Annotated in this window: 11 protein-coding genes and 3 tRNA genes; 4 read left to right on the top strand and 10 right to left on the bottom strand. The window is 57.3% G+C overall.

What is annotated here, in order from left to right:
* Positions 1–325 precede the first annotated feature (325 nt).
* A complete protein-coding gene (locus tag IEX57_RS02575) occupies positions 326–1,123 on the top strand; it encodes an enoyl-CoA hydratase-related protein (protein ID WP_188702014.1) in 798 nt (265 codons plus the stop codon).
* A 26-nt stretch (positions 1,124–1,149) separates the two neighbouring features.
* Here the strand turns inward: IEX57_RS02575 and IEX57_RS02570 are convergent, their stop codons facing one another.
* The 10 genes from IEX57_RS02570 to IEX57_RS02525 form a co-directional block, all read right to left on the bottom strand.
* Positions 1,150–1,347, bottom strand: a complete 198-nt coding sequence (locus IEX57_RS02570) for a hypothetical protein (protein ID WP_188702011.1) — start codon at positions 1,345–1,347, stop codon at positions 1,150–1,152.
* A 276-nt stretch (positions 1,348–1,623) separates the two neighbouring features.
* The gene (locus IEX57_RS02565) at positions 1,624–3,462 is read right to left on the bottom strand and encodes a peptidylprolyl isomerase (protein ID WP_188702009.1); all 1,839 of its coding nucleotides are present in this window, start codon (positions 3,460–3,462) and stop codon (positions 1,624–1,626) included.
* A 162-nt stretch (positions 3,463–3,624) separates the two neighbouring features.
* Positions 3,625–3,701, bottom strand: a tRNA-Asp gene (locus IEX57_RS02560).
* Between the two features lie 64 nt (positions 3,702–3,765).
* Positions 3,766–3,842, bottom strand: a tRNA-Val gene (locus tag IEX57_RS02555).
* Positions 3,843–3,887: 45 nt separating this feature from the next.
* Positions 3,888–4,160 carry an HU family DNA-binding protein gene (locus IEX57_RS02550; RefSeq protein WP_184097309.1) on the bottom strand — a complete coding sequence of 91 codons (273 nt, stop codon included), beginning with the start codon at positions 4,158–4,160 and terminating at the stop codon, positions 3,888–3,890.
* An 85-nt stretch (positions 4,161–4,245) separates the two neighbouring features.
* On the bottom strand, positions 4,246–6,675 hold the full coding sequence (lon, locus tag IEX57_RS02545) for an endopeptidase La (RefSeq protein ID WP_188702007.1): 2,430 nt from the start codon (positions 6,673–6,675) through the stop codon (positions 4,246–4,248).
* Positions 6,676–6,898: 223 nt separating this feature from the next.
* Positions 6,899–8,194 (bottom strand): ATP-dependent Clp protease ATP-binding subunit ClpX, encoded by a 1,296-nt coding sequence (clpX, locus tag IEX57_RS02540; RefSeq protein ID WP_188702004.1) that lies wholly within the window; start codon positions 8,192–8,194, stop codon positions 6,899–6,901.
* An 84-nt stretch (positions 8,195–8,278) separates the two neighbouring features.
* Positions 8,279–8,905, bottom strand: a complete 627-nt coding sequence (gene clpP / locus IEX57_RS02535; RefSeq protein WP_188688351.1) for an ATP-dependent Clp endopeptidase proteolytic subunit ClpP — start codon at positions 8,903–8,905, stop codon at positions 8,279–8,281.
* A gap of 67 nt (positions 8,906–8,972) precedes the next feature.
* Positions 8,973–10,286, bottom strand: coding sequence for a trigger factor (gene tig / locus IEX57_RS02530; RefSeq protein ID WP_188702002.1), 1,314 nt, complete (start codon positions 10,284–10,286; stop codon positions 8,973–8,975).
* A gap of 97 nt (positions 10,287–10,383) precedes the next feature.
* A tRNA-Leu gene (locus IEX57_RS02525) sits at positions 10,384–10,468 on the bottom strand.
* A 260-nt stretch (positions 10,469–10,728) separates the two neighbouring features.
* Here IEX57_RS02525 and gspL point away from each other — a divergent pair.
* Genes gspL through gspN form a run of 3 tightly spaced genes read left to right on the top strand, consistent with a single transcriptional unit; the run spans position 10,729 to position 13,006 of the window.
* Positions 10,729–11,820 carry a type II secretion system protein GspL gene (gspL, locus tag IEX57_RS02520; protein ID WP_188702000.1) on the top strand — a complete coding sequence of 364 codons (1,092 nt, stop codon included), beginning with the start codon at positions 10,729–10,731 and terminating at the stop codon, positions 11,818–11,820.
* A complete protein-coding gene (locus IEX57_RS02515) occupies positions 11,817–12,290 on the top strand; it encodes a type II secretion system protein M (protein WP_188701998.1) in 474 nt (157 codons plus the stop codon). Before gspL ends, IEX57_RS02515 begins: the two co-directional genes overlap by 4 nt.
* On the top strand, positions 12,287–13,006 hold the full coding sequence (gspN, locus tag IEX57_RS02510) for a type II secretion system protein N (protein WP_188701995.1): 720 nt from the start codon (positions 12,287–12,289) through the stop codon (positions 13,004–13,006). Before IEX57_RS02515 ends, gspN begins: the two co-directional genes overlap by 4 nt.
* The last annotated feature ends 43 nt before the right edge of the window (positions 13,007–13,049 follow it).

Genomic DNA, 13,049 nt, shown 5'->3' with positions numbered 1-13,049 from the left:
ACAAGGCCGGACACCAACACCAGCAACACGGGGGAAAACCACAACCTCATTCGATCAGTCACAAAGCGGATACGCAAAATGTTTGTTGTCGCAACGGCCATTGCATCGTGCCCCATGCGATGCGCCTGGCGCAATCACACATGCACCGCAATCGGGCAAGCCGGTATTTAGCGGCGAACTTTATCACAATGGCTCATGTAACTGAATGTGTGTTTATGCCATCAGATTGTCCAGAGTGGCCCGGCGAACTGGAAATCCCGTCTTTTATACGCTAAATCAATGAGGTAAGCCCCATCGGGCTGTGGCATTCAGCAAGGATAACGGCATGAGCGATACTCTCCGTCTTGAAATGAATCCTGCCGGGGTAGCCACCATCACCTTCAGTCGGCCAGAAACCAGCAACTCGGTGGATGACATTCTGGTGGCAGAACTGACTGCCTCGCTGGCTGCACTGGCCCACAACCCGCATCTGCGCGCCCTGATCTTGCGCTCGGACGGCGATACCTTTTGCTCTGGCAACGATGTGCGCTGGCTGGCCCACATGAGCAACGAAGAACAACACGACAATTTTGAACAGGCCTTGCGGCTGGCGCGCATGATGCAGGCACTGGATCGATTGCCCGCGCCGGTACTGGCACTGGTCAATGGCCCGGCCATGGGCGTTGGCGTGGGTATCATTGCCTGTTGCGACATGGTTGTAGCCACCAGCCAGGCCTGGTTTTGCCTGCCGGAAACCCGCATTGGGCTTGTCCCGGCCATCATCGCGCCGTATATCGTCGGCAAGATCGGCACCAGTGCGGCACGGCGCTATTTTTTGACGGCAGAACGATTTGGCCCGGCGGCCGCGGCGCATTGCGGCTTGATACACGAAGTCATGGAAGATGAAACCGACGCGGCGCGCCAGATCAAGGACTGGCTGGATCACCTGCTACTGAACGGGCCGCACGCCGTGGGCGCGGCCAAGCGCCTGATTGCCACGGTGGCGTGGCGCGCCATTGATGACTCTTTGCTCTCGGACACCGCACACCGCATTGCCCATATGCGGACCAGAGAAGAAGCCAGGGAAGGAATTGCTGCGCTGAGTGAAAACAGGGCACCCTGGTGGGTGCCCCATATAGACTGACCGGCCGCAACCGGCACCATGCAAGATCAAAGGTATGGGCGGTATTGCGGCGACGCAGGGCGCGCCGATTCAGTCGCTTTTGCTTCTTCTACGGTCATCAAACGCAAAGCCGCTTGCGGCTGGCGATTGAGCTGGAGGTCTGTCACAGACTGCGAAAAATCGGCCTCAAACTGCGCCGGCTCGATCATGCTCGCACCCGATTCCATGTCAAAGATTGCCATCATGGTTATTAACCTCCGTCAGCGGGTATAAGAAATCAATTGATCTCTCACCTCGATATATCCGCCCCTTTAACAAAAAATTCAATGGTCTTTTGACCCAAATCACACTTTGTTGCACATTTGCTGCCAGAAATCCGACCAGTAGCAGTCTGGCGGCCGAAAATTTTCACAGACCTTATCAAGGTCAACATCAAAACTGACAAAACAGCAAAAACAAACAAAAAAAGCGGGCCGAAGCCCGCTTTCCCTACTTTCTGAAATACTGTCAGACAACTTTGCTTACTGCGGGTCCTTGGCCTTGACCGCGCGCATTTCAATTTTTGCGCCGTCCTGCAGGCTCTTCAGATAGTTGCCCAGCGCTTCTTCGCCATAAGCACCTTCAATCTGGCGGGTCAGCTGTGCGCGCATGGCCGGGGAAATCTCCTGCTGCGGCAGCACCTTGTTGACCTTGTACAGAATATAACCACCCGTAGCGACATCATCACCGCCGACATAAGACGGCAACTTGTTGGCCGGTGCGGCAAACAGCGCAGACATACGATCAGCCGAAATCGACGGATCACCACTCATGCGCGCCACTTCCTTGGTCTGGGCATCCCACGCCACATTGACGTTTTCACCCTTCTGCAGTGCAGCCAGCTTTTTGGCGCCATCGGCAGCCACCAGTTTGGCGGCCTTTTCATTCTTCAGACGGCTTTGGATATCCGGCGCAACGGTAGCCAGCGGCGGCACCTGAGCGTCTTTATGCTCAACCACGCGTGCAGAAACCAGCGTACCCGGCGAGACTTCAACGGCCTCGGTGTTGTGCTTTTTGTTCAGCACGTCGTCGCTGAAAATCGCGTCGGACAGCTTGGCGTTGTTCAGCGCGGGGTCTTGGGCGCCCTTGCGGGTGATCCAGCCGCTTTGTTGCACGGTCAGCTTGAACTGGTCAGCTGCCGGCTTGAGGCTGTCGGCTTGCTGGTACACCACTTCATTGAACTTGTCGGCCTGGGCCTGGTACAAGCTCTGCGCCTTGTCGTTCTTCAGTTTCTCGACAATCTGCGGCTTCAGATCAGCCAGCGAGGTACCGCGAATGCCATCAAGCTTGATGATGTGATAACCGAACTCGGTTTCCACCACATTGCTGATTTCGCCCTGCTTGAGCGAGAACACGGCGTCATCAAACGCCTTGACCATGCGGCCACGGCTGTTCCAGCCCAGATCACCGCCCTTGTCCTTGGAACCCGGATCATCCGAGTTCGCCTTGGCCAGTTCGGCAAAGCGTGCCGGATTGGCCTTCACTTCCTTGAGGATATTCTCGGCCTTGGCCTTGGCGGCGGCGCGGTCTGCAGCGGAAGCCGTCTTGGGCGACTGGATCAGGATGTGCGAGGCTTCGCGCTCTTCGCCCTGGGCCAGTTCACTCTTGTGCGCATCGAAGTACTTCTGCACTTCGTCGTCAGATACGGTTTGCTGGGCAGCCAGTTGTGCCTTGGACAGCACAAGGTATTCCACCCGCACCATTTCCGGCGCTTTCAGATCGGCCTGATGCTGGTCATAGAACTGTTTGACCTCAGCATCACTCACCGTCACCTGGCTCATATAGTCTTGCGGCTTGAGCACAGCCACGGCGATCTCGCGCTTCTCGGTCAGCAGCGCAATCAGATGGTCGACGGTGGTTTTAGAGGTGATCGAAGCCTGCGCGAACGGCAGCACCAGTTGCTGCGATGCCAGATCATTGGCCACTTCCTGCTGGAAGCTTTCCGGCGTTCTCTGGGTAGACGCCAGCATTTCCTGGTAGCGTGTCGCGCTGAACTGGCCGTTTTCCTGGAAAGCCGGGATAGCGGCGATGGCGTCACGCAGTTGCGCTGCGGACGGGGTCAGACGCAGCGATTGCGCCTGATTCAGAATCAATTGACGGCGAATCAGGTTTTGCACCACTTCGGGCTTCTGGTCATCCGAAATGTACTGGCCGCGCGTCGCATTGGCGACGTCTGCTTCAGTGATGGTCTTGCCACCTACTTTGGCCAGCCAGTTGGGACCCCCTTCCATGGCGGTATAGCTGGACAAACCAAAACCGACGATCAGGCCCAACGAAACAACACCCAGAATGAGCTGTGCAGCCGTTTTATTTTTTTGCACCAGATCAAACATGAACACAACGCTCCAAAAGAGATTCGCGCCGTATGATGCCAGAACGCGGGCGATGCGTCTCGGTTCGTTGTGACAAAAGGGTGACTTGTGCGGCAGATGTACAGCAGAAAACAAAAAAGCCAAGCTTTCGCTTGGCTTTTTTGATTCATCTGGCGGAGCGGACGGGACTCGAACCCGCGACCCCCGGCGTGACAGGCCGGTATTCTAACCAACTGAACTACCGCTCCAGAAGAGACAGCGATTATAGCATGCTTTTTGTATTTTGCAACAACTTTCATGCATCGCTTTTTTTGGTGGGTAGTAGTGGATTCGAACCACCGACCCCCTGCGTGTGAAGCAGGTGCTCTAACCAACTGAGCTAACCACCCCCGGTCTTATGCTGCTTCGTTATTTACCTGAAGCAGCAAAGACAATCATTGTACTGCATCTTTCAGAGATTTACCAGCCCTAAATTTCGGTTGCTTTGCAGCAGCGATTTCGATGGTCTGGCCGGTGCGCGGATTGCGACCGTTACGTGCCTCACGTTCGGCAACGTAGAAAGTGCCAAAGCCAACCAGCGTTACTTCGTCGCCGCCTTGCAGGGCTTTGGAAACAGCTTCGATGGTGGCATCAAGCGCCTTGCCAGCAGCAGCCTTGGACAGGCCTGCGGATTCGGCGATAGCGTCGATCAGTTCGGATTTATTCACTTATGTGTCCCCTTTCGTTCTGGTTGGATAGGTCCGGTCAGCCGATTGCTTGAGCTTTATAGCAAGCGGCAAAAACACGTGTCAACTAGTGTTTGGTGGGCTGTGTGCCCGTTTCCACGCCTGGACGATCGCTGGCTTGCGCCACGATCCCTTCTGCGTTATCTGCTTTGCCAGTGGCCGATTCGGGCTGGCTTTCAAGTGCATGCCCCAACACCTGGTCAAACCATTTGACCGGATGGATAGTGAGGCCACGCTTGACGTTGTCAGGAATCTCTATCAAATCCTTGACGTTACCTTCCGGGATCAACACATGCTTGATCCCGCCGCGATGTGCCGCCAGCAGTTTTTCCTTCAGGCCGCCAATGGGCAGAACTTCACCACGCAGCGTGATTTCACCCGTCATGGCGACATCGCAACGCACTGGCACATTCGTCATGATCGACGTCATGGCTGTTGCAATGGCGATACCCGCAGACGGGCCATCTTTCGGCGTGGCGCCTTCCGGCAAGTGAATGTGAATGTCGTTCTTCTGATAGAACTCAGGATCTATGCCCAATTGCGCCGCGCGGCTGCGTACTACCGACAGCGCGGCCTGGATCGATTCCTGCATCACTTCACCCAGCTTGCCGGTCTGGATTACCTTGCCCTTGCCCGGCAGCTTCACGGCTTCAATGGTCAGCAACTCGCCGCCCACTTCAGTCCATGCCAGACCGGTCACCTGCCCGACCTGATTTTGTTGCTCTGCCATACCGTAATCGAAACGGCGGACACCCAGGTATTTATCCAGATTCTTGGGCGTAACCTGTTGTTTCTTGTCAGACGGCTTGAGCAAAAGATTCTTGACGACCTTGCGGCAAATCTTGGCCACTTCACGATCAAGGCTACGTACACCGGCCTCACGCGTGTAGTAACGCACGATATCACGCACGGCGCCGTCCTGAATCACCAGTTCGCCTTCCTTCACGCCATTTGCCTTCATCTGCTTGGGTACAAGGTACTTGAGCGCGATATTGACCTTCTCGTCTTCCGTATAACCAGACAGACGGATCACTTCCATCCGGTCCAGCAAGGCAGGCGGAATATTCAGCGTGTTGGCCGTTGCGACGAACATCACATCTGAAAGATCGTAATCGACTTCCAGGTAATGGTCGCTGAACGAGTTGTTCTGCTCCGGATCGAGCACTTCCAGCAAGGCCGACGACGGGTCACCGCGGAAATCCGCGCCCATCTTGTCCACTTCATCGAGCAAGAACAGCGGGTTTTTCACGCCAGCCTTGGTCATGGACTGCAGGATCTTGCCGGGCATGGAACCGATATACGTGCGACGGTGGCCACGAATCTCGGCCTCGTCACGCATACCGCCCAGCGCCATGCGCACGAACTTGCGGTTCGTGGCACGGGCGATCGACTCGCCCAGAGAGGTCTTGCCGACGCCCGGAGGGCCAACCAGGCACAGGATCGGGCCCTTGAGCTTCTCAACGCGGCTTTGCACGGCGAGGTACTCAAGAATGCGTTCCTTGACCTTCTCAAGGCCGTAGTGCTCGGTATCAAGCACATCTTCAGCGGCCGCGACGTCCTTGCTGATCTTGGTCTTTTTCTTCCACGGCAAGGCCAGCATGGTGTCGATATAGTTACGCACCACAGTGGCTTCGGCCGACATGGGCGACATCATGCGCAGCTTTTTGAGTTCGGCCTCGGCCTTCTCGCGCGCTTCCTTGCTCATGCCGGCGCCCTTGATGCGCTTTTCCAGCTCATCAAGATCGGCGTTTTCGTCCAGTTCACCCAGTTCTTTCTGGATGGCCTTGACCTGTTCGTTGAGGTAGTACTCGCGCTGGCTCTTTTCCATCTGGCGCTTGACGCGGCCACGGATGCGCTTTTCAACCTGCAGGATATCCAGCTCGGTTTCCAGCTGCTTGAGCAGGTGTTCCATCCGGCGCTTGACGTCGCCCATTTCCAGGATGGCCTGCTTTTGCTCCAGCTTGAGCGGCAGGTGCGCAGCGATGGTATCGGCAAGGCGGCCGGCAATCTCGATACCAGACAGCGAGGTCAGCACCTCCGGCGGAATCTTCTTGTTCAGTTTGACGTACTGGTCAAACTGCGACAACAAGGCGCGGCGCATGGCTTCGGCCTCGTGGCCTTCGTCTTCGCCCGGCTCATGCGGCAGCGCCTCGGCACTGAAATAGCCATCCTCATCCTTGAGGCTGAGCATATCGGCGCGTTGCAGGCCCTCAACCAGCACCTTGACGGTGCCATCAGGCAGCTTGAGCAGCTGCAGGACGGTTGCAATCGTACCGACGGGATAGATATCCGCCATGGCTGGCTCGTCTTTCTGCGCGTTCTTTTGCGCAACCAACAGAATATGACGGCCCGCCTCCATGGCTGCTTCCAGCGCACGGATCGACTTGGGACGGCCCACAAACAGCGGAATCACCATGTGCGGAAAGACGACGACGTCTCTGAGCGGCAACATGGGGAAACTGGCGACTTCAGCGGGCAATGCGTGGTTTTCTGACATTTTGAGAGCCCTGTGATGAGTGGGAACTGGATCAATAATGTGGCTTGTAGCGCTCAAATTCAACGCTTGTGGGCCATTTAGCCAGAGAATCTGCCCGCCCTCGGGTTTCGGGCAAGCTTGAAATGCAAAGTGCCAGACCGCTAAGGGTCTGGCAGCATTGAAGAAATGCTTGCGCACCCGTAGATGCGCAATCTTTTCAGAACATCATTAAAAAATGATGAGATCAGGCAGCAGCGGGTTCAGCCGGCTCGGCCGGAATGCGTTGCGGCTGGGCACCTTCCAGAATCACCGCGTCATCCACCACCAGGCGTGCCACGCCTTCGAGCGCCGGCAACTCGTACATGGTATCGAGCAAGGACGATTCCAGAATCGAGCGCAAACCACGCGCGCCGGTCTTGCGTTCCATGGCCTTGCGGGCAATGGCTTGCAAGCCTTCTTGCGTGATGTCGAGCTTGACGTCTTCCATCTCGAACAAACGCTGGTACTGCTTGACCAGGGCGTTTTTCGGTTCGGTCAGGATATTGACCAGCGCAGCTTCATCCAGTTCGTCCAGCGTGGCGATCACCGGCACACGGCCGACAAATTCCGGGATCAGACCGAAACGGATCAGATCGTCCGGTTCCACGTCATGCAAGAGCTTGCCGATGGTGGTCTGGTCATCCTTGCTGGCCACTTCTGCACCAAAGCCGATCCCGCCTTTTTCAGAGCGGTTGCGGATGATTTTGGCCAGGCCTTCAAAGGCGCCACCCACGATAAACAGGATGTTGGTGGTATCCACCTGCGGCATTTCGTGGTTCGGGTGCTTGCGGCCACCATGCGGCGGCACCGATGCAACCGTACCTTCGATCAGCTTGAGCAGCGCTTGCTGCACGCCTTCGCCCGATACGTCACGCGTAATCGACGGGTTCTCGCTCTTGCGGGCGATCTTGTCGATTTCATCGATATAAACAATGCCGCGCTGGGCTTTTTCGATGTCGTAATCGCACTGCTGCAGCAGCTTGGCGATGATGTGCTCAACGTCTTCACCCACATAACCGGCTTCGGTCAGCGTGGTGGCGTCAGCAATCACAAACGGTACATCCAGCTTCTTGGCCATGGTCTGGGCCAGCAAAGTCTTGCCGGAACCGGTCGGGCCAATCAGCAGAATGTTGGACTTGGACAGTTCAACATCACCACCCGCGGTTTTCTCACCCTTGGTGGAAAGACGCTTGTAGTGGTTATACACCGCCACGGCCAGAATTTTCTTGGCACGTTCCTGGCCGATGACGTACTGATCCAGCGTTTCGCGGATTTCCGTCGGCAGCGGCAGACGCTTGCCGGTTGGCGTTTGCGGTTCAACCGCCGCGCCAATCTGCGCCGTACCTTCTTCGGTGAGGATGTCGTTGCACAGTTCGATACACTCGTTGCAGATAAAGACCTGCGGACCAGCGATCAGTTTGGTCACTTCATGCTGACTCTTGCCGCAAAACGAGCAATACAGCAGCTTTTCCTTGGATTTGTCTTTGGGCTTGTCAGTCATATCCCCCCCTCTTGGAAGAAGAGCGAGAAAAAAATAAAACCGCCAGCATGCATGACAGTCTGGCGGTCAGAATGGATTACCGGATCAGGCGGTGCCTGCCCGCTTCACCAGCACTTCATCGATCAGACCATAGGACTTGGATTCTTCAGCACTCATGAAGTTATCGCGGTCCGTATCGCGTTCAAGGGTCTCGAGCGACTGGCCAGTATGGAACGCCATACGCTCATTCAGTGTACGCTTGGTCTTCAACAGTTCGCGAGCGTGGATTTCGATATCCGACGCCTGACCTTGCAGACCGCCAATCAGCGGCTGGTGGATCATGATGCGCGAATGCGGCAACGCAAAACGCTTGCCCTTCTCGCCTGCGGTCAGCAGGAATGCACCCATACTTGCCGCCATGCCCACGCACAGTGTGGATACAGCAGGCTTGATGAACTGCATGGTGTCGTAGATGGCAAGACCGGCCGTGACCGAGCCGCCAGGAGAATTGATATACAGCGAGATGTCCTTGTCCGGGTTTTCCGATTCAAGGAACAAGAGCTGGGCCACCACGAGGTTGGCGGTCTGATCGTTCACCGGACCGACCAGAAACACCACCCGTTCTTTCAACAGACGCGAGTAAATGTCGTAAGAACGCTCACCGCGGCCGCTTTGCTCAACAACCATCGGAATATATCCGAGGCCTTGGGGTTCAAATTCCGGTCGTTGCATGGTTTTCCTCTTCAGTTTGGGTATCCGCCGTCCTGGCCGGATACCCAAAACCGGGGATCCGGGCCGATCAGGCTTGTTGCTGTTGGCCCATCAGTTCTTCAAAGGAGACAGTCTTCTCGACAGTCTTGCCCTTCGACTGCACAAACGCCACAACGTTGTCTTCCAGCGCCATGGATTCCGGGCCGGCCAGACGGTCACGTTGCTCATAGTACCAGCCCACCACGTCAGCCGGGTCTTCGTAGTTCTGTGCCAGATCTTCGATGATGGCCTTGACCTGTTCCGGCTTGGCTTCAAGGCTGTTGGCCTTGACGACTTCTGCCAGGACGAGGCCCAGATGAACGCGGCGACGAGCTTGTGCCTCGAACATTTGCGGGGAGAACGGTACCAATTTGGGATCAATACCGCGCTGTTTCAAGTCGGCTTGTGCAGACTCGGCCAGACGACCGATTTCCATACCAACCAGCGCCTTGGGCAATTCAACCGGCGTAGCGTCGATCAGCGCGGTCATCACGCTTTCCTTGGCACGGGCTTTCAGGCGGAAACGGACTTCGCGTTCCAGGTTGGATTTGACTTCGTCGCGCATCTTGGCCACGTCGCCATCTTCAATACCCAGGCTCTTGGCAAAGTCAGCGTTCACTTCCGGCAGGATGGATTGCGCAACATTCTTCACGGTGATGGCGAACACGGCCTTTTTGCCAGCCACGTCCTTGCCGTGATAATCGGCCGGGAAGTTGACTTCCACGTCCTTGGTTTCGTCTTCCTTCATGCCGCGAATGCCGGCTTCGAACTCAGGCAGCATCTGGCCCTTGCCCAGCAGGAAAGCATAGTTGTCGGACGAACCGCCTTCAAACGGCTCACCATCAATGGTGCCCTTGAAGTCGATGATGACGCGGTCTTCGTCAGCCGCAGCGCGTTCTACGCGCTCGTAGCGGGTACGCTGGCGACGCAGGATGTCCAGCGTCTTGTCGATTTCGGCGTCGGAGACATCCAGCACCGGCTTTTCGATTTCAATGCCGTCCAGCTTGCCCACAACGACTTCCGGGTAAACTTCAAACGTTGCAACGAATTCGAAATCGCCTTCAGCGGTAGAGCCTTCCTTCGGCTCGAAACGCGGGTAGCCGGCAACGCTCAGCTTTTGTTCTTGCACGGCTTCGCCGAACGAACGCTCAACGGTTTCGCCCATGACTTCTTCCTGAACACGGAAGCCATATTGTTGCGAAACGATGCTCATCGGGGCCTTGCCCGGACGGAAACCGTCGACACGGGCAGTCTTGGCGACACGCTTCAGACGGGCGCTAACCTCTTGATTAATCTGGTCACGCGGTACGGAGAAGCTGAGGCGACGTTCGAGCGCACCCAGGGTTTCCAGTTGAGCTTGCATGTGTTGATCCATCCTTCACATTGATTCAGTGCGGCCAACAAGCACCGCTTGGGCCAGGGCGACCCGGGAAATCCGGGCCTCTCTAAAATAAAACTTGTGGTGCGAGCGGGGAGAATCGAACTCCCACGCCTTACAGCGCTGGAACCTAAATCCAGTGCGTCTACCAATTCCGCCACGCTCGCTTTATGGACTGAATCTGCCAAAAAGGCATTTGCCGCTGGCAACCGGCCGCGACGCGCCTGACGCGCGCAGTCCGTAAATTCAGGTCAAACCGCGATTATAAAGGATATGTTGCACGAAAAACAAACGCGCTCCGGGCGGTTTTATTCGCCCTGGCGCTTTATGTCATACTTCCGGCCGGGTTATTCAGGTAAAACGTAGGCCTGAACTACTCCCCGCCTGTCGCGGGGTACCCATTTGCCCTGGACAAGTGATCGTATCCGTGAGCCTTGCTTTTCCCGACCCCGTTTTGCTGCGCGTGATGATTTCAGGCGCGGCGTCTTCCGATACACGTGTGCACTGGTGCGGCATTGATGCAACAGGCAAGTTGTACTCCGGACAAGCCAGCCTCTCTCATCTGCCTGCCGCGCCTGCCGTAGAACTGGTGTTATTGCCGGCCGCGTACTCATGGCATGTGCTGGATTTGCCAAAACAATCGCCGCAGAGACTGCGCGCGCTGGTGCCGCACGCACTTGATGACCGCATGCTGGGCAGCCAGCCGCGCCATTTCGCCATTGGCGAGGCCGGCAACGGCCAGACGCGCGTCATTGCCTGCGAGAAAGCCTGGCTGCAGCAATGGCTGGCCTTGTTCTTCAATCAGGGGATGGTGGTGCGCGCCGCATGGGCGCTGGCCGACCTGCTGCCGGCTGAAGCAGACTGGCAGCGCCTTGATACCGAAGATGGTGTCTTGCTGGCGCGCCAGGATGAAAGCGTCTGGTTTGATGCCGCCGCCATTGCCGACCAGTGGCTGGCCGATCAATCCGTACACCAGGCGCGCTGGCCGGATGTCTGTGGCGACAAACCGCGTGAGCGCGCCATCAACATTCTGCAAGGCGAGCTGACACCGCGCCTCTCGCTGCCGTTTGACCCGAAAAAATTCAAGCGCACCGCCGCGATTCTGGGCGCGCTGGTGGTGGTCATGACGCTCTCCAGCGTGTGGGACTGGTGGCAGTTGCATCAGCAAGCCACGGCCTTGCAGCGAGAGATGCGCCAGACTTTTGCTGCCGCCTTCCCCGGCACGCCGATTGTTGACCCGGTCTTGCAACTGCAAAGCCAGTTGCAAGCCACGGGCGCCGGCCAGGGCGCAGCCAGTACCGGCACAGACTTTACTGCCATGCTGCAGCGGATTGACGCCGTTGCTGGCAGCGCACACTTGAAACGCCTGCAGTTTGAGAACGGCCAGCTGCAAATGGAACTGGCCAATAACGACGCCCCGGCCTTGCAGCAAAAACTCAGTGGCGCCGGCTTCAAGATCGATACCCAGCCGGGCTCGGTCGGCAACACTGTTCTGCGCGTGCAAGGGGGCCAGAAATGAACCAGTACATCGCCCGCGCGCAACAATTCTGGCTTGGCCGCAATGCGCGTGAACGCGCCATGCTCAGCGCCTGTGCCGCTTTGATCGTGTTCGCCATCCTTTACACAGGCCTGTGGCAGCCGCTGGTCACGCAGCGTGCGCAGCTGGATAAACGCGTGCCGCAGTTACAGTCACAACTGGCACAAATGCAACACGACCTGCAGCTACTCAAGGGTGGCGTCACCGTCGCCCGCACGGACGATCTGCGCCAGGCCGTGTCGTCCAGCCTGCAACAACATGGCATCAAGGCTGACTTGCAGGCACTGCCTGACAACAAGATCCGTATCGACGCCCCTCAGGCGGATTTCACCCACGTGCTTGATCTGCTCGGCGCCCTGCCGCGTGAAACCGGCGCCCATGTGGTGAACTTTGATGCCAACGGCGCCCAGAACGATGGCGTCGTGCATTTTTCCGCGGTGGTGCAACGATGAAAGTCCGTTTGAAAAACCCTTTGCTGTGGCTGGGGATTGCCCTGTTTGTGCTGTTCGCTCTGTTCCGTCTGCCAGTGGTGTTGTTTGCCAGCGCCATCCCGGCCCCGGTCAAGGCCGGTGACGTCACTGGTTCGCTGTGGAACGGCCGCGTCGGTCAGTTGGGCCTGGGCGATCAGCTGTTACTGCAGGATGTACGCTGGACGCTGCAACCCGCCGCCCTGTTGCGCGGCCAACTGGCCTGGCAACTGAACACCAAAGACGGCGACGAGCCCGGCCAGGCCCGCGCCGTACTGGGCTTTAGCGGCTGGAAACTGGAACAAGTGGCCCTGAACATGCCCGCCGCGCCCTTGTTCGCCCAGGTCAAAATGCTGTCGCCCTTTCGCCTGGGTGGCCACCTGCAGGTACGCGCGCCGCAAATCAGCGCCACGCATATGGACCAGATCAATATGCAGCTGACCGATGCAACCTCGATGGTGACGCCGCAAGCCAATCCGTTCGGCAACTATGTCATCACCATCAATCAGGCCGGCAACGCCCAGAACTGGCAGATTTCGCCCCAGGGCGGCCTGTTGTCGATCACCGGTAATGGCGAGATCGGCAACAACGGCCCGACGGGCTCGCTGACATTCACGCCGGCCAAGGGCAAAGAAGCGCTGTTCAGCAGCCTGCTTGACCGTATGGGCAGCGGACACACCATCAAGCTTGGCGGCCAGTAAGCGCCACCTGCTAGAATTGAACCGTGGCAAGTGCCACCTGACG

The sequence above is a fragment of the Silvimonas iriomotensis genome (genome assembly GCF_014645535.1).
Classification (GTDB): Bacteria; Pseudomonadota; Gammaproteobacteria; order Burkholderiales; family Chitinibacteraceae; genus Silvimonas; species Silvimonas iriomotensis.
Note: the sequence above shows the minus strand (reverse complement) of the source record. Positions and strands in the feature narration are given on the sequence as shown.